Annotated in this window: 19 protein-coding genes; 7 read left to right on the top strand and 12 right to left on the bottom strand. The window is 43.2% G+C overall.

All coding sequences use genetic code 11. From position 1 onward, the window contains the following. Positions 1-379 precede the first annotated feature (379 nt). From ydiJ to hemH, 3 genes are read left to right on the top strand one after another with little or no spacing between them, the layout of a single operon-like run. On the top strand, positions 380-3457 hold the full coding sequence (ydiJ, locus tag HPC40_RS02755) for a D-2-hydroxyglutarate dehydrogenase YdiJ (RefSeq protein WP_208117963.1): 3078 nt from the start codon (positions 380-382) through the stop codon (positions 3455-3457). Beyond that, the gene (locus tag HPC40_RS02750; RefSeq protein ID WP_208117962.1) at positions 3438-3866 is read left to right on the top strand and encodes a hotdog fold thioesterase; all 429 of its coding nucleotides are present in this window, start codon (positions 3438-3440) and stop codon (positions 3864-3866) included. Before ydiJ ends, HPC40_RS02750 begins: the two co-directional genes overlap by 20 nt. Positions 3867-3877: 11 nt before the next feature. After that, a complete protein-coding gene (gene hemH, locus HPC40_RS02745) occupies positions 3878-4831 on the top strand; it encodes a ferrochelatase (protein WP_208117961.1) in 954 nt (317 codons plus the stop codon). Between the two features lie 52 nt (positions 4832-4883). Here the strand turns inward: hemH and pyk are convergent, their stop codons facing one another. Further along, complete coding sequence (pyk, locus tag HPC40_RS02740; protein ID WP_208117960.1) at positions 4884-6323, bottom strand: pyruvate kinase; 1440 nt, start codon at positions 6321-6323, stop codon at positions 4884-4886. Positions 6324-6533: 210 nt separating this feature from the next. Between pyk and sixA the strand changes: the two genes are divergently transcribed. Then, positions 6534-7001 (top strand): phosphohistidine phosphatase SixA, encoded by a 468-nt coding sequence (sixA, locus tag HPC40_RS02735; RefSeq protein WP_208117959.1) that lies wholly within the window; start codon positions 6534-6536, stop codon positions 6999-7001. Positions 7002-7062: 61 nt separating this feature from the next. Here the strand turns inward: sixA and HPC40_RS02730 are convergent, their stop codons facing one another. The 11 genes from HPC40_RS02730 to HPC40_RS02680 form a co-directional block, all read right to left on the bottom strand. Beyond that, a complete protein-coding gene (locus HPC40_RS02730; protein WP_208117958.1) occupies positions 7063-7857 on the bottom strand; it encodes an ABC transporter ATP-binding protein in 795 nt (264 codons plus the stop codon). A gap of 5 nt (positions 7858-7862) precedes the next feature. Continuing rightward, complete coding sequence (locus tag HPC40_RS02725; protein ID WP_208117957.1) at positions 7863-8765, bottom strand: ABC transporter permease; 903 nt, start codon at positions 8763-8765, stop codon at positions 7863-7865. 53 nt (positions 8766-8818) lie between these two features. Then, on the bottom strand, positions 8819-9790 hold the full coding sequence (locus tag HPC40_RS02720; protein ID WP_208117956.1) for an ABC transporter substrate-binding protein: 972 nt from the start codon (positions 9788-9790) through the stop codon (positions 8819-8821). 142 nt (positions 9791-9932) lie between these two features. Continuing rightward, the gene (ptsG, locus tag HPC40_RS02715) at positions 9933-11369 is read right to left on the bottom strand and encodes a PTS glucose transporter subunit IIBC (RefSeq protein ID WP_208117955.1); all 1437 of its coding nucleotides are present in this window, start codon (positions 11367-11369) and stop codon (positions 9933-9935) included. A gap of 197 nt (positions 11370-11566) precedes the next feature. Next, positions 11567-12244 (bottom strand): M15 family metallopeptidase, encoded by a 678-nt coding sequence (locus HPC40_RS02710; protein ID WP_208117954.1) that lies wholly within the window; start codon positions 12242-12244, stop codon positions 11567-11569. Beyond that, a complete protein-coding gene (gene dapE, locus HPC40_RS02705; RefSeq protein ID WP_208117953.1) occupies positions 12241-13380 on the bottom strand; it encodes a succinyl-diaminopimelate desuccinylase in 1140 nt (379 codons plus the stop codon). The genes HPC40_RS02710 and dapE overlap by 4 nt, the downstream gene beginning before the upstream one ends. Then, positions 13380-13730 carry a Spx/MgsR family RNA polymerase-binding regulatory protein gene (locus HPC40_RS02700; protein ID WP_208117952.1) on the bottom strand — a complete coding sequence of 117 codons (351 nt, stop codon included), beginning with the start codon at positions 13728-13730 and terminating at the stop codon, positions 13380-13382. The genes dapE and HPC40_RS02700 overlap by 1 nt, the downstream gene beginning before the upstream one ends. 64 nt (positions 13731-13794) lie before the next feature. Then, a complete protein-coding gene (locus HPC40_RS02695; RefSeq protein ID WP_208117951.1) occupies positions 13795-14385 on the bottom strand; it encodes a Crp/Fnr family transcriptional regulator in 591 nt (196 codons plus the stop codon). Positions 14386-14500: 115 nt separating this feature from the next. After that, positions 14501-15454 (bottom strand): ROK family protein, encoded by a 954-nt coding sequence (locus HPC40_RS02690; protein ID WP_208117950.1) that lies wholly within the window; start codon positions 15452-15454, stop codon positions 14501-14503. Positions 15455-15470: 16 nt separating this feature from the next. Further along, positions 15471-16919, bottom strand: a complete 1449-nt coding sequence (locus HPC40_RS02685) for a sulfatase-like hydrolase/transferase (protein ID WP_208117949.1) — start codon at positions 16917-16919, stop codon at positions 15471-15473. Positions 16920-16928: 9 nt separating this feature from the next. After that, positions 16929-18605, bottom strand: coding sequence for a solute:sodium symporter family transporter (locus HPC40_RS02680; protein ID WP_208117948.1), 1677 nt, complete (start codon positions 18603-18605; stop codon positions 16929-16931). Between the two features lie 315 nt (positions 18606-18920). Between HPC40_RS02680 and HPC40_RS02675 the strand changes: the two genes are divergently transcribed. From HPC40_RS02675 to HPC40_RS02665, 3 genes are all read left to right on the top strand, one after another. Further along, positions 18921-20681, top strand: coding sequence for a solute:sodium symporter family transporter (locus HPC40_RS02675; RefSeq protein ID WP_208117947.1), 1761 nt, complete (start codon positions 18921-18923; stop codon positions 20679-20681). Between the two features lie 2 nt (positions 20682-20683). Next, positions 20684-22093, top strand: coding sequence for a sulfatase (locus HPC40_RS02670; RefSeq protein ID WP_208117946.1), 1410 nt, complete (start codon positions 20684-20686; stop codon positions 22091-22093). Positions 22094-22219: 126 nt separating this feature from the next. Beyond that, positions 22220-23026 (top strand): sulfite exporter TauE/SafE family protein, encoded by an 807-nt coding sequence (locus tag HPC40_RS02665; protein ID WP_208117945.1) that lies wholly within the window; start codon positions 22220-22222, stop codon positions 23024-23026. Positions 23027-23148: the final 122 nt, after the last annotated feature.

The following is a 23148-nucleotide window of genomic DNA, read 5'->3' as shown; positions in this document are numbered from 1 at the left end:
GTCCTCTTTAATTTGAGTTAAGTATTCGCCGATTTAATAAATTTAATATAAGTTAATCGGCTAATCCGTTTTATAGAGCAACTCTATACAGACTAACAAGCTCTGAAGATTGCTCTTCTGAGTGTTCGTTTATTATCAACGACAAAAAGCCGAAAATCAACCAAATTGACTTTTAAATAGCGTCTTTTGACTAAAAAACAATCAAAAAAGCATGTTATCTCACGTTTTATTGCCTATTTTTTGAACTTTTCAAGATAAGCGATGCCTAATAAAATTGGGTGTAAACATCGCATTTTGCTTTTTTAAATAGCCAAATATGTTAAAATTTAACACTATTTTACGCTATTTTTAATTTAAATGCTATTGTTGGATATTCATTATGTTGCCACGCTTGCACACCGTTCCTGCTTTAAACCACATAACACAATCTTATCTTGCACAATTACAAGTGCAACAATTTGAAGGGGATATTGTCTCTGACTACGCTGCTCGTCTTAGTCTTGCAACGGATAACAGTGTCTATCAACAGCTCCCGCAGGCGATTTTATTTCCTAAAAATATTGCCGATGTGGTGCGGCTTACAAAACTGGCACAACAACCGCACTTTGCTACGCTAACGTTCACCCCACGCGGGGGAGGCACAGGCACCAATGGGCAAGCACTGAATAATAATATTATTGTTGATCTTTCCCGCCATATGACTGACATTTTGGAACTTAATGTGCAAGAACGCTGGGTACGCGTGCAAGCAGGGGTGGTAAAAGATCAACTCAACGCTTATTTAAAACCTTATGGGCTCTTTTTTGCACCAGAATTATCAACCAGCAATCGAGCCACCATTGGTGGGATGATCAACACTGACGCATCAGGGCAAGGATCACTACAATATGGAAAAACCTCTGATCACGTGCTTGCCCTCAAATCCGTCCTGATTAATGGCGAAATTTTAACAACAGAATCGCTAAGTCTTGATGCATTAGAACAAAATCAAACCGCACTTTCTCCTTTTGCTTATCAATTACACCACAATATTGCACAACAGTGCCGTAAACATCGCCACACTATTTTACATGATTTGCCACAACTCAACCGTTTTATCACAGGTTATGATCTCAAAAATGTGTATAACGATGAATTAACACACTTTAACCTAAGCCGTATATTAACGGGGTCAGAAGGCTCTCTTGCTTTTGTGTGTGAAGCAAAGCTCAATTTGTTGCCTATCCCGAAATACCGCACTTTGCTCAATATTAAATACGACTCTTTCGATTCTGCCCTGCGTAGTGCTCCTTTGCTCGTGCAAGCTAACGCACTTTCCGTGGAAACCGTCGATGCCAATGTGCTAAACCTTGCGAAACACGATATTATTTGGCACTCGGTCAACGAGTTATTAACAGAAGAGGAAGCGAATCCAATCGTTGGGCTAAATATTGTCGAATTTGCAGGTAATAATCCACAATTAATCGAAAAACGTGTTAGCACATTATGTGCAAAACTAGATAATGCTATCACCGCTAAGCAAGGGGGAATTATTGGTTATCAACGCTGTGATGATCTTCCTTCTATCTTAAAAATTTATGCCATGCGTAAAAAAGCGGTGGGGTTATTGGGGAATACACAAGGCAATGCCAAACCGCTTCCTTTTGTGGAGGACACTTGCGTACCGCCAGAACATTTAGCGGACTACATTACCGAATTTCGTGCCCTGCTGGACTCACATCACCTACAATACGGCATGTTTGGGCATGTGGACGCTGGCGTATTACACGTACGCCCTGCACTCGACTTATGCGATGAACACCAAGTGCGGTTGCTTAAAACTATTTCAGATCAGGTGGTTGAACTAACCGCCAAATATGGTGGCTTGATTTGGGGTGAGCACGGCAAAGGCATGCGTTCTGGCTATGCACAACGCTTTTTTGGTGAAACACTATGGCAACAACTGCGTCAAATCAAAACGTGGTTTGATCCACAAAATCGTCTCAATCCTGGCAAAATTTGCACGCCACTCGAAAACGACACCGCACTTTACCCTGTTTTATCACCAATGCGTGCCGATTTTGACCGTCAAATCCCGATACAAACACGTCAACAATTCGCAGGTGCGATGAACTGCAACGGGAACGGCTTATGCTTTAATTATGATGTGCATAGCCCAATGTGTCCCTCCATGAAAGTCAGCCGCGACCGCACTTTTTCACCTAAAGGGCGTGCGGCAATGGTGCGAGAATGGTTGCGGCTGTTAAGCGAGCAAGGTGTGCAACCTGATGCGCTTGATTTCAACACGAAAAGTGCGGTCAGTGTGCGAGATCTCGTGGCGAAATGGCGTAACAGTTGGGAGAAATGGCGAGGAGAGTACGATTTCTCTCACGAAGTTAAAGCCACAATGGACACCTGCCTTGCGTGCAAGGCGTGTGCTAGCCAATGCCCGATCAAAATTGACGTGCCACGATTTCGTGCGAAATTCAATCATTTTTATCATCAACGCTATTTGCGTCCACTCAAAGATCACGTGGTCGCGAACGTTGAGCTTTATGCGCCGCTGATGGCTAAAATGCCGAAAATCGCTAACGCATTGACGGCTAATTCATTCACAACGATATTCGCTGAAAAAACGCTCGGCATGGTGGATTTGCCACAACTCAGCACGCCAACACTGAACGAGCAGCTACAAAAGTGCGGCTGCCCTGAGTTTTCATTGGAAAAATTAGCGCAACTCAGCCCTCAAGAAAAAGCCAAATCGGTTTTGGTGGTGCAAGATCCCTTTACTTCGTTTTATGATGCTCGCGTTGTCGGCGATTTTGTCCGCTTAGCACAAAAATTAGGCTTTACGGCTTATGTACTTCCGTTCAAACCCAACGGTAAAGCACAGCACATCAAAGGCTTTCTCCGACGTTTTGCTAAAACAGCACAAACACAAGGCACATTTCTCAATCGTATCAGTGAATTGGGTATTACTCTGGTGGGTGTTGATCCTGCGATTGTTTTATCATATCGGGATGAATACCGCGAAATATTAGGTAATGAACATCGCTTTCATGTACAGATGGTTAATGAATGGCTCAGCCAACAATTGGACTCCAACACCTTACCAAAACAGGCATTTTCACCGCATAAATGGTATCTTTATCCACATTGCACAGAAATTACCGCCGTGCCAAACAGTGGGCATTTATGGCAGCATATTTTTGCTCATTTTGATCAACAACTGGAATGCGAAAGCGTTGGCTGCTGCGGAATGGCTGGCACATTTGGACATGAAAGCCAACATATTGCGATGTCAAAAGCCATTTATCAACTCTCTTGGGCAGACAAAATCACTGCTCGCCCAGCTGAATATTGCCTTGCCACGGGCTATTCATGCCGCTCTCAGGTAAAACGCATGGCACATTTCACCGCCAAGCACCCTATTCAAGCACTATTATCCTTATGGGAGAATGAAAATGTGGCTGCGTGATTTGAGTATAGATGATCTTAATGCGCTATGTGCCCAAAGTGCGGTCAGCCATTTGGGCATTACGTTTATCAATCAGGGCGACGATTTTCTCGAAGCCAGTTTATTCGTTTCACAACAGTGCAGCCAACCGATGGGTTTTTTGCACGGCGGTGTCTCTGTACTACTGGCGGAAACCGTTGGCTCATTAGCAGGATTATGCTGCGTCGAAAAAGGATTTGCGGTGGTAGGTAGTGAAATTAACGCCAGCCATCTTCGCCCTGTGAAAGTAGGCAATACAATATATGCTCGCGCCACTCCGTTACGTCTTGGCAAAACACAACATGTATGGCATATCGCTATTGTAGATGGCAGCCAGCGGTTAGTGTGCCAAAGCAGGCTGACATTGCAAGTGGTTAAAGCACAACCTTGATAAGGACAGTAATGAAAACAGGTATTTTATTAGTTAATCTAGGCACTCCCTCTGCCCCCACCACACGTGCGGTACGTTGTTATCTGCGTCAGTTTCTGTCTGATCGTAGGGTCATTGATGCCCCACGTTGGTTATGGACGTTCATTCTCAATGGTATTATTTTACCTTCTCGTTCTCCACGGGTGGCAAAACTGTATCAATCCATTTGGACAGCGCAAGGATCGCCACTGCTCGCAATTAGCCGAGCACAGCAACAAAAATTACAGCACCAGTTTGCCAAGCAAGGCTGTATTGTCGAGCTGGGTATGACGTATGGTGAACCATCCATACAAAGTGCGGTTGATAATCTCATCCAACAAGGGGGGGAAAAAATCGTTGTGCTGCCGTTATACCCACAATATTCTTCGACTACAACCGCCTGCGTGTTTGACGCATTGGCTGCAAGCCTAACACAGCACCGTTTTATCCCTCAACTGGCATTTATTCATCATTACTATAATCATCCGCACTATATTACCGCACTTGTAAATAGTATTGGTGAGCTCAGAGAAGATGAGTTATTGCTATTCTCTTTTCACGGTATCCCACAACGTTATGCCGATGAGGGGGATGTTTATCCTCAACACTGTCAGCAAACCGCACTTGCAGTAGCCACCGCACTTGGACTGAACGAGCTGCAATGGAAAGTCACGTTTCAATCTCGCTTTGGTAAGGAACCTTGGCTACAACCTTATACCGACGAAACGCTTGAAAATATTGCTAAAACGGGTGAATACACGCGTGTAGCAGTCGTCTGCCCCGGATTTGCCGTGGATTGTTTGGAAACCTTAGAAGAAATTGCTGAAGAAAATAAAACCCTTTTTATGCAGCATGGCGGACAGGAGTACCGCTATATTCCTGCCTTAAATGACCGTGATGACCATATCGCCATGATGGTGAGCCTGATTGAGCCGCATTTAGCCTAGAAACAAAAAAGCCATTGACGAACGCAATGGCTTTTTATCATAGCGGTTAAGATTACTCAACCACTAACGTACGACATGTGTTGGTATTCCCTGCTGCAAGCTCATCACCTTGCGTCAATAAAACCAAATCGCCTGTGACCAAATAACCTTTGTCTTTCAATAATGCAATCGCACTTTTCGCGCCTTCAACAGTGCGGCTAATTTCCTCACAGAACACCGGCGTTACACCGCGATATAAGCTACACAAATTCAGGGCTTCTTGATTGCGAGAAAGGGCAAAAATTGGCAAGCCAGAGCTAATACGCGACATTAAAAGTGCGGTACGACCAGAGCTGGTCATAGCAATTAACGCACGCACACCTTCTAAATGGTTCGCCGCATACATTGCAGACATCGCAACCGACTCTTCAATGCTGTTAAATGTTAAATCCATACGATGGCGTGATACATTAACACTTGGCATTTTTTCTGCACCCAAGCACACTTTCGCCATCGCAGATACTGTTTCTGATGGATACTGCCCTGCTGCTGTTTCAGCTGATAACATTACCGCATCTGTACCATCTAGCACCGCATTTGCCACATCCATGACCTCAGCACGTGTTGGCATTGGGTTGCTAATCATCGACTCCATCATTTGGGTTGCAGTAATCACAACGCGATTTAAACGACGCGAGCGGCGAATTAATTTTTTCTGTACGCCCACTAATTCAGGATCACCAATTTCAACGCCCAAATCGCCACGCGCCACCATAATCACATCTGACGCTAAAATAATATCGTCCATTGCTTCTTGAGTTGCAACCGCCTCAGCACGCTCAACTTTGGCAACAATTTTTGCATTTAGCCCCGCTTCTTTTGCTAATTGGCGAGCATAGTGCAAATCGGCACCATTGCGAGGGAATGAAACTGCTAAATAATCCACCCCAATTTTTGCCGCAGTAATAATATCGGCTTTATCTTTTGGCGTTAACGCATCGGCAGAAAGCCCGCCACCCAGTTTGTTAATGCCTTTGTTATTCGATAATGGACCGCCTACCGTCACTTCGGTAAACACTTTATTGCCTTCAGTGGATAAGACTTTTAACTGAACACGGCCATCATCAAGCAATAGAATATCGCCAGGCACTACATCTTTTGGTAGCTCTTTATAATCAAGCCCGACCGCACTTTGGTTACCTTCACCTTTTGGCAAATCGGCATCAAGGGTGAATTTATCCCCAATATTTAAGAAGATTTTACCGTCTTTAAAGGTAGAAACACGGATTTTTGGCCCTTGTAAATCGCCCAAAATCGCAACTTGTTTACCTAATTTTTTCGCCACCGCACGCACTTGCTCTGCACGCTGAATATGATCTTCTGGTGTGCCATGGGAAAAATTCATTCGCACTACATTCGCCCCTGCTGCAATAATTTTCTCAAGATTATTATCGCGATCCGTTGCAGGCCCCATAGTACAAACGATTTTTGTTCTTCTTAGTCTTCTCGACATTCTTACACCCCTAAAAATGGTTATATTGAAAAAATAACTGTCTGCGCCCAATGCGCAATCATAAAAATATGCGTTATTATACGCTGATTTTAAAATTAGATCGAGATCACAAACTGGAAAATTTGTGCTTTACGGTGCTACGATAGCTTCCCCTCATGTCAAAATATATGCAATCATAGACAGAGACAATGCAATCACAAGGAGGCTACTATGCGAATTTTTATTATGCGCCACGGCGAAGCGGAAATTATGGCGGCATCGGATGCGCAACGTAACCTAACCCAATATGGGCAAAAGCAAGCCATTGAACAAGGGCTATGGCTAAGTGACGCTGCCAATCATATTGATAAAGTGTTGGTTAGCCCATATTACCGTGCGATGCAAACCTACGACAAACTGGCAAGTCAGACTGCAACAGCCTTGCCAAATGAAATCGAAACATGGGATGCACTCACGCCTTATGGCAACACGTCATTGGTCTTAGATTATCTGCAAACGCTGCTTGATGAAGGCGTGAAAAATGTGTTGATCGTCTCACATTTGCCGTTTGTAGATGATTTAGTTACCGCACTTTGTGATAGTCCACAGCAAGTTGGCTTTAGCACCGCAACGATTGCGGAAATTGAATGGGATGGGCAATCAGGTGAATTTATTTGTAGCAACCGTGTGAACGTATAAAGTGCGGTCACTATCAACGTAACCGCACTTTGGTGCTTTTTACAGTGTGGTTGCAATGGCGTTAGCCTAATAACAGGCTATCATCACTAATTTGTTCACCTCGCGTGCGCTCAAACATGGCGAGTAGATCGGGCACATCCATATTCTTACGTGTCTGTCCGCTTACATCAAGCACGACTTGCCCTTGGTGTAACATCACAGTGCGATCGCCGTGATCTAATGCTTTACGCATAGAATGGGTCACCATCAATACCGTAAGATTATTTTCTCGCACAATTTTATCGGTCAATGTCATGACAAAATCTGCTGTTTTCGGATCAAGTGCGGCAATATGTTCATCCAGCAATAAAATTGTCGAAGGCTGCAATGATGCCATTAATAAACTCACCGCTTGGCGTTGCCCGCCCGATAACAAGCCCATACGATCATGTAAGCGATTTTCAAGCCCCAGTTTGAGCATTGACAACTTTTCTTGAAATAATTCGCGCGTTTTTTTGTTGCTAAAAAAGCCTAAACCCCGTCGCCGTCCACGATAATAGGCCAACGCCATATTTTGCTCAATAGTTAATCCCTCACAAGTACCTTGCATAGGGTCTTGAAAGACACGCGCCACCATTGCCGCACGGCGGCTAGTGCCCTGCTTGGTAACATCAATACCACTGAGAAAAATTTTGCCACAATCAACGGGATAATCACCACAGATGGCATTAAGTAGTGTCGATTTGCCCGCCCCATTACTGCCAATGACAGTGACAAACTCCCCTTCCGCTATATCAAGAGAGATACCTCGCAATACGGGGTTTTCGATTGGTGTGCCGCGATTAAAGGTTTTATGCAGATTGATCAATTTCATCATAGCCGTTACCTCCTACGATGAGCGAGCATTTTTGCTTTCATTTGCGGTGCAATCAACACGAATACCACTAAAATCGCTGTAACTAAATTGAGATCTTGTGAGCGAAAGCCAATTTCACGCAATGTTTCACTACTTAATGCAATGGCAATAAAAAAGCGATAGAGAATAGAACCCACTACAACAGCTAATGTAATGACGATCATTTTTTTAGAAGGTAATAATGTTTCACCAATAATAACCGCCGCAAGCCCGATGACAATGGTACCAACGCCAATGGACATATCTGCCCCCCCTTGGCTTTGCACATATAATGCCCCACCAAGCGCAATCAACGCATTGGAAATTGCCATGCCGAGAAAGACCATTTTCCCCGTAGAGATGCCCTGTGCTTTCGCCATTCGCGCATTCGCTCCCGTGGCTCGCACCGCTAAGCCTGTTTCTGTGTTAAAAAACCAATCAAGCAACACTTTGCCCAACATCACAAAACCGAGCACAATTAAGGGTTGCCAATAATGTAGCGCATCAAAATCGTCGCCAGACCATGTCGTATAAATAATCGGTTCACCAAGCAATGATACATTGGGTGATCCCATAATGCGTAAATTCACAGAATAAAGGGCAATCATGACTAAAATACTGGCGAGTAATTGCAAAATTTTGAGTGACACATTAAGCCATGCAGTCACTAATCCAGCAAGTGCACCTGCAAAGGTAGCTAAAATGGTCGCCACCCAAGGATTTACACCGTGAATAATACACACCGCACAAACAGCTCCCCCTAAAGGAAAGCTGCCATCCGCAGTAAGATCAGGAAAGTCTAAGACACGAAAAGAAATGAGCACGCCAAGAGCGACTAAGGCATAAATCAAGCCAATTTCCAGCGCACCTAAAAATAACACAGATGTCATAAAAAAATACCAAACCGCACTTTAACTAAAGTGCGGTTTTCTCATGTTTAACCTTATTCAATAATTTGCGTGGCTTTTTCACGTAACACTTGCGGAATGTCAATACCTTGCGCTTTTGCAGATTTTACATTTAAAAAGAAATCTAAATCGTGATCGGCTCGAATTGTATCCAACGTTGACACCGCATCACCACGCAACACTTGAGCAGCAAGTTTACCCGTTTCTACACCAATATTGTATTGATTTGTTGCAATGGCTGCAATAGCCCCTTTTTTCACGGAACCCGAATCTGATGCCACAAGCGGAATCTTGTTTTGGCTCGCAACTTTATAAAGTGCTTCATAAGCGGACACCACATTATTATCTTCTGAGGTATAAATTAATTGCACTTTTCCAACCAAACTTGCGGCAGCTGTTGAAATATCCACTGTACGCTGTGCGGGCACGGCTAATACTTTTAAGCCACTTTGACTTGCCGCTTTCTCCAGCATTTCAAGCACCGCAACGGAGTTTGCTTCACCAGGACTATAAATAAATCCGATTGTTTTCAATTGTGGCACCAAAGCTTGCATTAACTCAATTTGTGGCTCAAGCGGTGTTTGATCTGACACCCCAGCAATATTGCCTGCGTTTTTTCCAAATTGTTTGACTAATTTCGCATGGATAGGATCGGTTACGCCACTAAAAATGACTGGAATCGTGCGTGTTGCTGCCGCCACAGGCTGCGCACTTGGTGTGGTAATAGGAATGATCACATCAGGGTTATCTCCGACAAATTTGCGTGCAATTTGCCCCGCGGTTGCCGCACTGCCTTGCGCATTTTGATAATCAATTTTGATGGTTTTGCCGTCAATGAAGCCTTCCTTGGCAAGTTGATCCACAATTCCCTTGCGAATTTCTTCCAAGGCAGGATGCTCAACAATGGTGGTAATCGCCACCTTTTTAACGCTATCTGCAGCGTTTGCCCCACCCGCCAATGCAACCGCACTTAGTGCAGAGAATAATAAGCCTTTTACGAATTTCATGGTATCATCCTTTCTATTTTTTGATTTTGTGTACTAGTTTACTAGTATAGGCATTTTTAACATGATTGCAAGTGTTTTTTCTAGCCTGATCTTAAATAATAAAAAACCCTGCCAAATGACAGGGTTTAAACTAAAAGTGCGGTTAGTTTGCTTTAATCCAATGATCCATATCCGTTTTGAGGTTTTCAGAGCGTGTCCCAAAAATCGCTTGAATGCCACTTCCAACAACCACAACACCCGCTGCACCAAGTGCTTTTAATTGCGCTTGATCAACTTTCGCAATGTCGTGAACGCCTACACGCAAGCGTGTAATACAAGCATCTAAGCTCTTAATGTTGTCTTTGCCACCGAATGCTGCTACCAAGTTAGCCGCCATTTCATCTTGTTTTTGCTCACTGCTGCTTGACGCTTCCACCGTTGCATCTTCACGTCCTGGCGTTTTCAAATTCATCGCTTTAATCAACACCGTAAATACCGTGAAATAAATCACCGCATAAATCGCCCCAACCACTGGGAATAGCCACAATTTATGCGAATTAGATGATTGCACCACAAAGTCGATAAAACCGTGGGAGAATGTCATACCATGCACCATGCCAAGCATGTTTGTCACCACATAGGCAGAACCCGCTAAGACCGCATGCACAACATACAAAATAGGTGCAACGAACATAAACGAAAATTCAAGCGGTTCAGTGATCCCTGTTAGGAATGATGTTAATGCAGCAGAAATCATCAAACCACCAACGCGAGCGCGGTTTTCAGGTTTTGCGGCTCGCCAAATGGCAATCGCCGCGGCAGGTAGCCCAAACATTTTGAACATATAGCCTCCAGCAAGCTGCCCAAAATATCCCATTTCAGCCGTACGTGTTGCCTCTGTTGCAGAAACGTAGCAGGTGACAATACCATGCAACACCTCGCCACTGGCATTTTGGCAAGTCCCCGCTTGGAAGAAGAAAGGCACATTCCAAATGTGGTGCAAGCCAAAAGGAATTAACGTCCGCTCTACCACACCATAAATGCCAAATGCCAATTGTGGATTTTGTTCTGCTGCCCAGTTGGAGAACAAATCAATCACATGCCCTACGGGCGGCCAAATAAATGCCAATGCCACACCAAGCAAAATAGTTAATGAACCTGTTACAATCGGCACAAAACGTTTGCCTGCAAAAAAGCCAAGATATGCTGGCAGTTGAATGCGGAAGAAACGATTAAATGACCATGCTGCCACGCAACCAACTAAAATACCGCCAAGCACGCCTGTATCGATAGATTCAACGCCAACAATCGGTGCCATGACTTTAAGCGTCGCAATCAAAATACCGTAGCCTACGGTTGCCGCAAGCCCTGCAACTCCATCATTATTCGTAAATCCCAGTGCCACCCCGATGGCAAACAACAATGCCATCTGCCCAAACACTGAGCCACCAGCTTGTTCAAATAAATTGGACACAATGTCAGGCATCCATGAAAAGTGCGCTGCCCCAATTCCGAGTAAAATCCCGGCTATCGGAAGCACAGACACAGGCAGCATCAATGCTTTCCCGACTTTTTGCACATTTGCAAATACATTCGACATAAATGACTCCTAAATGTTAAAAATGGAGATGATGAAAATAAGTTAATTTTTGTAATATTGCTATGATAAGCACGTTTACAAAATATACCGAGCTGTTAGGTGCTCGGCAATAGTTTTTATATGAAATTATCAAGAATATGGACGAGATCACATTTTTTTAAAAATAAAAAATAATTCCATTATATATAAAATTAATTCTATAAAATAAATCGTGAAAAAATCGCATCTAAATGCGTTATAAGCACATTTTTCCCTGAAATAGCCTCATCCTGCCAACTTTGCCTCAATACATCGGGACTAAACAGGCTAAATGCCCTATCTGCCACTGCACGATGACTAATGTGCCACGGTTCATGACCTATTTCTTTGTGCACGAGTGAACTAAACGGTAAGTAAAAATCAAAGTGCGGTAGAGCTTCTTGCAACCAACAACTTAATTCATAAAAATACCCTTGTTTTTGGTATTCCCACGGTTCCAGCTGTAACGCTTGATTCACGGGCAAACGCGTTGGGTCATAAATATCAATATCACTCCCCCAATGATGTCGGCTCGCACCTGGCATTGCCGACCAACGCAAAATTGCCTGAATTTTTTGCCATTCATCGCAGTGGGTGAAATCCAGTGCCGTGCCATTGTCATCGTGTACTTTCCGTTCACCACACATTTTTCGATTCCAAATCAACCGTTGCCGCTCAAAATCACGAAATGAGCTAGCGGGTTGCAAATCAAAACCAGCCTTGACCGCACTTTGTTGCAAACTTTGAAATGCACTCACCGTATCATAATGCAATTTATGGTGCGACGCATACGGTGAAGGCAACTCCACCAAATGCGCTTGACTTTTGCCTGTCAGCATCTCTGGCGTAAACATCATTCGGCTTGCCCTAATAATTGGGTTAGCCAATGATAATGCACCTCACCCAGTGCATAAAGATCCTGGATACTCACACATTCATCTACTTTATGGATGGTGCGATTTAACGGCCCAAACTCCACAACTTGCGTTCCCATCTGCGCGATAAAACGTCCATCCGATGTGCCGCCTCCCGTATCAAGTTTCGGCGTAGTATTGAGAACGGCCTGCACCGCACGTTTCACGGCATTTACAAATTCGCCTTCGGGGGTTAAAAATGGACTGCCCGATAAATGCCATTGCAGATCATATTTCAAGCCATAATGCGTTAAAAGTGCGGTTACGCGCTGTTTAATTTTCTCCGCGGTTTGCTCATTACTAAAGCGTAAATTAAATTGCACGAAAAGTTCACCAGGGATCACATTATTACTGCCTGTGCCTGCCTGAATATTTGCAATTTGCAAGCTGGTAGGCGGAAAATAGGCATTGCCTTGATCCCAGTGGATATTCAGCAGTTCATCAAGGGCTTTGAGTGCATGATGAACGGGATTTTCCGCTAAGTGCGGATATGCCACATGCCCTTGCACGCCGAAAATCGTCAAATTCCCTGTTAGCGAGCCACGTCGCCCATTTTTAATAATATCACCCAAGAATTGATTGCTTGACGGCTCTCCCACCATACAAAAATCAATGGATTCTCCACGTTGCATTAAGGTTTCCACCACCTTCACTGTGCCATGGGCCGCAGCCGCTTCTTCGTCAGAGGTGATCAAAAACGCAATTTTACCTTGATGATTTGGATTATGTTTCACAAAATGACACGCAGCGATAACCATTGCCGCCAGTGAACCTTTCATATCCGCAGCACCACGCCCATAAAGCATTCCGTCGATGATCTCTGCCGAAAAGGGCGGTGTTTTCCACTGTTTTTCATCGCCGATAGGCACCACATCCGTGTGTCCTGCAAAGGCAATACACGGTGCAGTGCTACCATGAGTTGCCCATAGATTGAGGGTATCACCAAACGGTAACCACTCGAGTTGAAAACCGCACTTTTGCAAGTATTGCGCAATAATTTCTTGGCAACCTAAATCCTGTGGGCTAATAGACGGACGACGAATAAGGGCTTGTGCCAGTTCAAGTATGTCTTGTTGCATTATTCCCCCTTAAGGACACTGGCATAAGTTTGAGCATTAAATCCAATGAGTGGCTGAGAACCGCCCAATACAATCGGGCGTTTAATTAATGTTGGGTTGGCAAGTAATACATCGCTTATATTGTGCTCACAAAGTGCGGTTTTGTTCGTCTCATCAAGGTTTCGCCATGTGGTACTGCGTTTATTGACTAACTCCTCCCATGGGAAAAGTGCGGTTAGCTTTTCTATTAATGCACTATCAATGCCGTCTTGACGATAGTCATACAGTGTCGCTTCAATGCCATTATCCGCTAGCCATTGCAGCGTTTTTTTTACTGTGTCGCAATTTTTGATGCCATATACCGTTAACATAATTTCTCCTGAACGTAAGTTATATGGCATTGTTGCACAGAATCAAAATGCTGTCGAATGGCAATTAATGTTCATTTTTTCGCTGTGGATGACGCACGCTGCTTTTCAGTAATCCTTTTTGCTTAAGCTCTCGCCCGATACGGATTGCTGTTTCGGTTTCACAACCGGCATATTCCGCAATTTCACGGTATGTCCACGCATAATCAGGATAGTTTTCGCTCAAAAAATAGATGCTATCAATCACCCGATCGAGACTTTTTAAATAAGCGCTTTTCGCCAAACGATGCTCAGCATCGCCCAACTCATTTGCAAGCGTGTAAAGTAGCTGTCGCCCTGTTTCGGGATTATCTTTCAAAAAACTTAATAGATCGTGGGGTTGAATGCGGATTACTTCCGCCTCCATCAGCACTTTAGCACTGCAATGGTAAAAGTGCCCGCCAAATAAGGTTCGAAAGCCAAAATAATCACCTTTTTGATATAACCTCAGCAAACTTTCTTTGCCATTTTCAAGGGTGTGATAAAGCCCGATTAAACCGCTTTCAACAAAATAAAATTCGTTGGCTCGCTCCCCTTGTTTGTAGATCGTTGTACCTTTATCGAGTGTGTGGAGATATGTTAATTGACAATTTTTCAATGCGTGATTTGGTATTTGCATAATTCATCTCAATAACTGCTTTGCTTGATTTTGCCACGCTTTTGAGCGAATAAAAAATGCAATTGATAAATTTGTGATAGAGATAACAGATAATAAAAAAGGGCATTGCGCCCTTTTAGTCATTAATCATTAATGCTGCAGCCCCTTTGATTCCCGCTTCCTCTGAAAGTGCGGTTGCACTTATGCTAAGTGATTTGAGCGACACACCAAGTGCAAAGTGCGGTAGATAATGCCACACGCGTTGAATAATATAATCGCCCGATTTCGCCACACCACCTGCCAAAACAATCGCTTGCGGATTGAGTAGGTTCACTAATACCCCCATTCCAAATGCAAGATGGCGGCAAAATTGGTCGATCACATGTATAGCAACTTCATCATTTGCTTGAGCACACTCAAAAACATGGTGTGCTTCAAGGCGTTCTAAGCAGTTATGAAAATTTTGATAAAGTATGCCCTTTGGATTATCTTTAAGTGCTTTTTTCGCCGCACGCACAATCCCTGGTGCAGAAACATAGGTTTCGAGGCAACCTGTTAAACCACAACCGCACTTATAGCCATTTTCTTCTACACAAATATGCCCAAATTCGCCAGCAAAACCTACAGAACCTGATACAACTTGACCATTGATAATGAGCCCTGAAGCAACACCTGTACCAATTGGAATGACGATTGCATTTTGGTAGTCTTGACATTGTCCGAACAATTTTTCGCCAAGGGTAATAACACGCACATCGTTATCCACTTTTACGGGTTTATTGGAGATGCGTTCCAGCAATGCTTTGGCATTAAAATCATTACCCCAAGAAAAATTAGCGGCAATTTTAACGATGGCGTTATCCACAACTGGTCCAGGAATGCCTAACCCGATCCCCTTAAGTGCGGTTATATCAAGCCCCTGCTCGCTGGCAAGTTGCTTAATACGATCCCAAATACGGGTAAAAGTACGCTCAGCACCTTCACTAGAAAGGGTTTTAATTTGAGTTTGCACCAGCACATTGAAACTGCCATCCACCAGCCCGATTTTGGTATTCGTGCCGCCAATGTCAACACCTGCATAATATTTCATTAAATACCTCGCTTAATTAGATTTCATCAATAATGCGATACACCCAATTTGCTAGTGGATCTTTAAGACGCAACATTTCGGCATACATTTCTTCCAACATCTCTTTTTTAATCGCACGGTATGCGTTGTCATAAAAAAGATTATGTAATTCTTCCACATCGTTTTTGATGTCATAAAGTTCACATACATCGCTGGCGTTGAACACCAATTTGTAATCTTTGCGTCGCCACATACGCTGTTCAAAATAGACAAAATGCCCTGCCAACTGCCCTAACACTCCTTTGCGGGTATTATTTTTATGTTCTCGCACAATTGGCAACAAACTTTCGCCCTCAAATGTGTCAGGCACAGCTTGCCCAGCAATATCAAACACGGTTGAAGTGAGATCGTGGAGGTAAATCAGATTATCATCTTCTTCATTCACGCGATTTGATTGCGGATCTTTGATAATCATAGGAATGTTATAGGTGGTTTCAAACATAAACTCACCTTTTTCAATCATTTTATGTGCGCCCATGGCATCACCGTGATCCGCCGTTGCCACCACAAAGGTTTTGTCATAAAGCCCTTTTTCTTCTAAAAAGGCAAAAAGCTCACCGATGGCGTCATCAATGAGGGTAATGTAGCCCCAGAATTTACAAATAACCTCTTTCCAATGCGCTTCACTGGCACTCCACATGCCCCACATCTTAGAGATGGTTTTGTAATGACCTGGTTTGCCTTCCAGTGGTGTGAAAAAGCTTTTATCCAGCACCACATCATCTGGGTTATACATCGAATAATACGGCTCAGGCACAATGCACGGAGTATGTGGCCCCCAGAAGTTGACCCAAGCAAAAAACGGTTTGTTTTCATCAATCGATTCTTGAATGTAGCGTTTGGCTTCATCTATGATGAAATACGGAATAGTGGCTTCTTTTGTGCCTGAAAGCAACCCGCACAACTCTTGAACACGCAAGTGCGGGTTGTCGCCAAAATAAGCGCGGCTCACTTCAGGAATGTCAAAGCCCTTTTCCTCTAACCACTCTTTATAGCGGTTCGAGTGTGTTGGCGGCTGATCAAACACCAAGTTTTTATATACGCCACTGCCTGGGTAGCCATAGCCATCAAAATTATGCCCTTGAATGGCATAATCCTCTGGCACTGACCGTGTTCCGACATGCCATTTACCCACTACATAGGTGTTATAACCACGCACATTCGCAATATTAGCTTGATCTCGACTGATCTCTCCCGTACCGCCTTTTTCACCATTGCGGATAATGCCGTGCGATGACGGCATTAGTCCTGTAAATAATGATGTCCTTGCTGGTCCACACACGGAGGCGGGGGTAAACGCATTATTAAAACGAATCCCTTCTTTAGCAAGTCGATCAATGTTGGGTGTTTTAACAATTTTATGCCCATAAGCACCCAGCATATCCTTTCTAACCTGATCCAACAAAATATAGACAACATTATTCATCGTTTACTCCTATGCTTTTTTACGCATAACAAGGATTATGATAATTTGGATAACAGCATACGCTAATAAAATCATTGACGGATTACCCCAATCTGATGCGAGTCCAATTGGCGATAATAGCGAATAGAGTGTTACCAAACCTAATACCAGTGATGCCACGGTCATCTTAGCATATTTCCAATTTGAAAGATCGACATCCCCTTTGTTGACTACGCTATCTTGATAAGGTTCTACGCGTTTCATGAATTGCCCCAATACCAACATCACAACCACATCAAACACAAACAACCATGCCATAACGTACACAAAGTTGGCTTTCACTTGCAATACCCACACTAATGTGAAATATAAAATGATGTGTAGTAATACTGCAATGCGTGCCGCTTTACCTGACACAGTACGGTTGAAAATCCCCACCGCGAAGAGTGCCACGATAGGAATGTTCACAAAGCCTGCAAAACGTTTTACAACAAGGAAAATACCGTCTGTACCAAACATTAAGAGCGGAGCAATAATCATCGTAATGACAGCCATAACAGCTGAGATTTTTTTGGCGTGCCGAATAAGTTCTTGCTCAGACCGCACTTTATGGCTAATAGACGGTAGCAAATCTTTACAGTAAATAGTGGCTGCAGAGTTCAAAAATGAATTGAATGTACTCAAAATCGCCCCAAATAGTGCAGCCACAAAAAAGCCTTTAAGTGCGGTTGGTAGTACGCGATTAACCAACTCTGGATACGATAAATCAATTGGATCAAGACCAGGGCCAACAATGTGGAAGCTCAATAACCCTGGCAAATTCAAAATAATTGGTAATAAGAGTAAGAAAAGTGCCGCAATTAATATCCCTTTTTGCCCAGCTTGCAGATTTCTAGCCCCCAATGCACGTTGCACAATGGCTTGGTTCGTTGTCCAGTAGAAGAAATTAACAATCAAGATACCTGTAAACATCGCAGGCCATGGCACGGCATCTGTCGCACTACCAATGGCGTTGAATTTTTCCACATGCGTTGTGGTGATAATTTTCATCCCATCCGTCAAGCTACCATCGCCCAAATAGGCAAGGGCAAAAAGTGGCACTAATAACGCACCAATTACTAAGATAATCGCATTAGCGGTATCTGATACAGCAACTGCTTTCAAGCCACCAAAAATAGCATAAATCGACCCGACAATACCAATGGCGATCACAGTGTAAACAATTGATTCCGCATAGGTAATGCCAAAAATCGTCTCCAGATTAAAGATTTTATTAAACGCAATTGCGCCAGTATAAAGTGCGGTTGGAATAGCAATAAAAAGATAGAAAATCAAAAATAGCGTTGACATTATGAGCCGTGTTTGGCGGTCAAAGCGATTTTCAAAAAATTCTGGAATGGTAGTGTAGCCATTTTTAATGTATTTCGGTAATAGATATAACGCCAAAAAGCACAGCGGAATTACTGACTGCACTGTCCAGGCAATAATAGAGAAATTGCCTTTATACGAATTCGCATTTACACCAATTAACTGCTCTGTTGATAATGATGTCAACACCATGGAACAGCCAATCACTAATCCACCTAATCCACGCCCTGCTAAAAAATAGCCTTTGGATGTGGTTAAATCATCATTTTTAGTTCTATACCATGAAAACAAGGCGACCAGCCCTGTCACCACGAGAAAACTCATAATTGTAACAAACATATTTGCTCCTTAAACCGCACTTTGCAGCACCTTATGCGCGATAGATAAAATAATCATAAAGATCAATATATTGTAAAATCACTTCCTTCTTGGAGAGTGCCACTTTAGCGTAGTTGCTTTTGTTAGAAAATCGTTATGATAATGATCATATAGTACAAGTGATCTCAATCACGAAACACACTATTTTTAATTTCTTTTCAACCGCACTTTTTATTTTTGTGAGTTATTTCACATTCAGTTTCTGACTGCGATCATAATTGCTTTCGCATCTTCGCTTTACACTAATTTGGCATGTTTAAAACACAGGAGAAAAGTATGTTTGCATTCATAACGTGTTTTGCCTTTATGGCATTTGTGGCTTGGTTTTCGTGGTATAAAACGAAAGGAACCGTTTCAACCTCTAGCGGCTATTTTCTTGCTGGCAATAAACTCGGTGCCTTATTCATTGCCGGCTCTCTGCTGTTAACGAATATTTCTACCGAGCAGCTTGTTGGGCAAAGTGGGGTCGCCTATGCAGGGAATATGACCGCACTTGCATGGGAAATTTGGGCCATTCGCGGTATTATTTTGTTAGCCATTTTATTCCTACCAATGTATTTAGGGGGCGCATTTTCAACAATGCCTGAATTTTTAAGCTCCCACTACGGCGAAGGTACTCGTAAATTGATAGTTTACCTTTTTATGTTTGGATATTTGTTTGTGTGGTCCCCAACTGTACTTTATGGGGGTGCACTGGCATTGATGAAAATTCTCAATATTGAGCATTGGCTTGGGCTGTCTAAAATGGAAGCGTTATGGCTATGTACTGTAGTGATTGGTATTATCGGTGCTATTTATGCTATTGCAGGTGGTCTGAAAGCCGTTGCGGTGTCTGATACGTTAAATGGCATTGGGCTGTTGGTCATTGGCTGTATGATTCCTGTATTTGGCTTAGTGGCATTAGGCGATAAAATTCAAGGAAATTTAGTTGAAGCCCTACACTATATTGCTGTAACACATACGGAAAAACTGGATGCGATTGGCGTAAGCTCAACACTTGATGCCATCCCTATTGCTGCGGTATTCACAGGTTTAATGGTGCTTGCCACCTTCTATTGGGGAACAAACCAATTCATCATTCAGCGGGCATTGGGTGCAGAAAGCTTGCGTGCTGGTCAAAAAGGGTTGCTATTAGCAGGCTTCTTTAAAATGATTGTGCCGTTTATTGCACTTTTCCCTGGATTAATTGCATTTCACCTTTATGGTGCTGGCTTTGAAAGTAAAGATTTAGCTTACCCAACCTTAGTGGCTAATGTCTTGCCCGCACCATTACTCGGTTTATTTGTTGCGGTATTACTGGGGGCTGTATTTTCAACGTATAACTCGTTGATCAACTCTGCCTCCACACTGTTTGCAGTTGATATTTATAAACCGATTGTGAATCCTCATGCGGATGATGAGAAAGTGATTAAAGTCTCAAAAGTCTTTGGAATTGCGTGCTCAGCACTCACCATTGTAATTGCCCCTAACCTCTTCTATGCACCACAAGGCTTATTTATTTTCTTACAACAATTCACTGGCTTCATTGCGATTCCAATCGTTAGCCTAGTTTTACTCGGTTTATTTGGCAAACGTATCCATGTGAGCGAATTTGCTGCGAAATTTATGATTATCTTCCATGTGATCGTATACTATTTATTGGTTTTTGGTTTGAAAAAATATATTCATATCCACTGGATGCACGTGTATGGCTTACTTTTCATCTTTGAAATGATTATGTTGATCGTATGGGCAAAAGTGCGCCCAGGCGAAACAAAAACTGCACTCGCCACACACAAAGCCAAAGTCAATATGAATGCGTGGAACTATTCACTGCTAACCAGCGGCATTCTACTTTCGTGTGCAACATTAATTTATGTCGTGTTCTCAAAAGTGGGATTAGCCTATGCAGACGATGTCGTTTCCCCTGACTTTTGGACCTATTTTATTCTCACAACCGCACTTTGTGTTGCAGTTTGCCTGTGGCTACACTTAAAAGTTCAGCCCATCTATAATCGCTATATCGCAAACCGCTACAATCATAATAAGGAGTCATGATTATGGCAAAGAAACCGAATATCTTATTTATCTTGCTCGATGACTACGGCTGGACAGACACTGGCTGCTATGGCAGCACATTCTATGAAACACCACGCCTAGATCAGTTGGCGCAAGAGGGAGCACGTTTTACCGATGCTTACGCCTCTTGTCCTGTATGCTCACCAACACGAGCCAGTATTTTAACGGGTAAATATCCAGCCCGCTTAGGCATGACCCAGTGGCTTGGTGGACGCTCAGAAGGCAAACTTGCCGATGTACCTTATATCGATCACCTCAGCACCGATGAATTTTCCCTTGCCAACGCCTTGAAAGCAGGTGGCTACCGCACTTGGCATGTCGGAAAATGGCATTTAAGCAAACATGATGAACGCCGCTTTGAAACCTACCCTGATAAACATGGATTTGATGTCAACATTGGTGGTTGCGATTGGGGACACCCATTTAAAGGCTATTTCTCCCCTTATGGCATTGAAACTCTTGAAGATGGTCCAGAAGGTGAATACCTTACTGACCGCCTTACTGACGAGGCCATCAAGCTGATCAACGAAGGACAAAACAGTGATCAACCATGGTTTATGTATCTCTCCCACTACGCCGTACACACCCCAATTGAGTGCTATGCAGAACTGGTGGAAAAATATCGCAAAAAAGCACGCAGTCTAGGGCTTGATCAAATCAATCCATTTGAAAAAGGCGAACACTTCCCTTGCATACACAAACAAGATGATTACGTGCTGCGTCGCACCGTGCAAAGTGATCCGACCTATGCCGCAATGGTGGAAAATCTCGACTGGAACATTGGACGTGTGCTTGACTGCTTAAAAGAAAATGGACTTGAAGAAGATACCATTGTCATCTTTTATAGTGATAATGGCGGGCTTGCCACAGCCGAAGGTTCACCAACCACAAATAAGCCATTGTGTGAAGGCAAAGGCTGGATGTATGAAGGTGGTACACGAGAGCCTCTCATTATACGCTGGAAGGGAAAAATCGCACCTAATATATTACTGGAAACACCCGTTACCTCAACTGACTTCTATCCCACTTTGCTGGAAGCTGCTGGTCTACCGTTGCGACCAGAACAACATTGCGATGGTGTTAGCATTTTGCCAATCCTGACCCAAGAGCAAACCGCACTTGATAGAGCACTTTACTGGCACTATCCGCATTATAGCAATCAAGGATGTACCCCAGGCTGTTCAATCCGTGATGGAGAATGGAAATTACTTGAATTTTTTGAAGACGGAAGATTAGAGCTTTACCATATTCACCATGATATAGGCGAAAAACATGATCTGAGTGCGAAACACCCTGACATTGTGAACAAACTAAAAGCAAAATTGGATAAATGGAAAGTGGATGTAGGTGCACGAATTCCACAACCAAATCCAAAGTATACGGGTGCGTAATAATGACCGCACTTAGAGCCATACTAAGTGCGGTTATAAAATATTGTTAAAATATGACTATGATCATAGCGTGTAATGTCTAATTTCCGTCACAATAGTACAACCTAACACCATTTGATAACGATTATGACAATATCACTTATCTGTATTCTGATTATTTGCGGCATCTTGACAAATTTAATGTCCGCGCTGTTTGGTATTGGCGGAGGCGTACTCATGGTGCCAACACTACATACATTATTCCCTGATATTCCATTACAAATGGTGGCGGCTACCTCACTGACCATTGTGATGGGAACCGCACTGATTAATTTAATTTCCTTTCATAAACAACAAATTAAAATTAATATGCGCAGTATGCTCTTATGGTCAGTTGGAATGATAATCGGCGTTCAAGCTGGCTTTGAGATCAGTTTTTTAGTTGCAGATTGGATTATCATTACCGTTTTTGTCGTCACACTTCTTATACTGGCACTCAAAACATTTCTCACATCACCATACAAAACAGCCATAAAAGAGGGCGAAAAAATCCCAAATGACACTTGGAAAGGCATTGGCGTGTGTTTATTTGGAGGCAGTGTCGCAGGCATGACAGGCATCGGAGGTGGCTCAATTATGGCGCCGCTAGTCAACCAACTCCCCAGCGTAAAGCCGCATCAAGTTTCTGCCTATACCAACTGGATGATGGTCATCGGTGGACTTGGTAGCCTATATGGCTACCTCTCAAAAACGCCAAGTATTCATCTCGCTAATTCATGGCAAATTGGATATGTTAATTTTTCAATCGTCAGCATTGTCGTGATCAGCTCTTTTGTTATGAGCTTTTTCTCCATGAAAATTCGTGGCGTACTTAAACCTAAACTCGCCAACACGCTACTAGGTTTAATATTACTGGTTATCGCCCTTTACATGGTAGTTCTACAATTTATTTAAGATATTCCCTTAGCAAAACCGCACTTTTAAAAGTGCGGTTCATAAAATCCCACGCCAAAGTGCGGTCTAACCGCACTTTACCCTTGCCTTTTTCTACTTTTTCTCTACTCTCCTTGTCATTG

It is taken from the genome of Spirabiliibacterium falconis (assembly GCF_014885015.1).
Classification (GTDB): Bacteria; Pseudomonadota; Gammaproteobacteria; order Enterobacterales; family Pasteurellaceae; genus Spirabiliibacterium; species Spirabiliibacterium falconis.
This window is presented reverse-complemented; position numbering and strand designations above follow the sequence as displayed.

Coding starts and splice junctions, on each gene's coding strand:
- ydiJ (WP_208117963.1), top strand. CDS start 380: ATGTTGCCACGCTTGCACACCGTTCCTGCTTTAAACCACATAACACAA.
- HPC40_RS02750 (WP_208117962.1), top strand. CDS start 3,438: ATGAAAATGTGGCTGCGTGATTTGAGTATAGATGATCTTAATGCGCTA.
- hemH (WP_208117961.1), top strand. CDS start 3,878: ATGAAAACAGGTATTTTATTAGTTAATCTAGGCACTCCCTCTGCCCCC.
- pyk (WP_208117960.1), bottom strand. CDS start 6,323: ATGTCGAGAAGACTAAGAAGAACAAAAATCGTTTGTACTATGGGGCCT.
- sixA (WP_208117959.1), top strand. CDS start 6,534: ATGCGAATTTTTATTATGCGCCACGGCGAAGCGGAAATTATGGCGGCA.
- HPC40_RS02730 (WP_208117958.1), bottom strand. CDS start 7,857: ATGATGAAATTGATCAATCTGCATAAAACCTTTAATCGCGGCACACCA.
- HPC40_RS02725 (WP_208117957.1), bottom strand. CDS start 8,765: ATGACATCTGTGTTATTTTTAGGTGCGCTGGAAATTGGCTTGATTTAT.
- HPC40_RS02720 (WP_208117956.1), bottom strand. CDS start 9,790: ATGAAATTCGTAAAAGGCTTATTATTCTCTGCACTAAGTGCGGTTGCA.
- ptsG (WP_208117955.1), bottom strand. CDS start 11,369: ATGTCGAATGTATTTGCAAATGTGCAAAAAGTCGGGAAAGCATTGATG.
- HPC40_RS02710 (WP_208117954.1), bottom strand. CDS start 12,244: ATGATGTTTACGCCAGAGATGCTGACAGGCAAAAGTCAAGCGCATTTG.
- dapE (WP_208117953.1), bottom strand. CDS start 13,380: ATGCAACAAGACATACTTGAACTGGCACAAGCCCTTATTCGTCGTCCG.
- HPC40_RS02700 (WP_208117952.1), bottom strand. CDS start 13,730: ATGTTAACGGTATATGGCATCAAAAATTGCGACACAGTAAAAAAAACG.
- HPC40_RS02695 (WP_208117951.1), bottom strand. CDS start 14,385: ATGCAAATACCAAATCACGCATTGAAAAATTGTCAATTAACATATCTC.
- HPC40_RS02690 (WP_208117950.1), bottom strand. CDS start 15,454: ATGAAATATTATGCAGGTGTTGACATTGGCGGCACGAATACCAAAATC.
- HPC40_RS02685 (WP_208117949.1), bottom strand. CDS start 16,919: ATGAATAATGTTGTCTATATTTTGTTGGATCAGGTTAGAAAGGATATG.
- HPC40_RS02680 (WP_208117948.1), bottom strand. CDS start 18,605: ATGTTTGTTACAATTATGAGTTTTCTCGTGGTGACAGGGCTGGTCGCC.
- HPC40_RS02675 (WP_208117947.1), top strand. CDS start 18,921: ATGTTTGCATTCATAACGTGTTTTGCCTTTATGGCATTTGTGGCTTGG.
- HPC40_RS02670 (WP_208117946.1), top strand. CDS start 20,684: ATGGCAAAGAAACCGAATATCTTATTTATCTTGCTCGATGACTACGGC.
- HPC40_RS02665 (WP_208117945.1), top strand. CDS start 22,220: ATGACAATATCACTTATCTGTATTCTGATTATTTGCGGCATCTTGACA.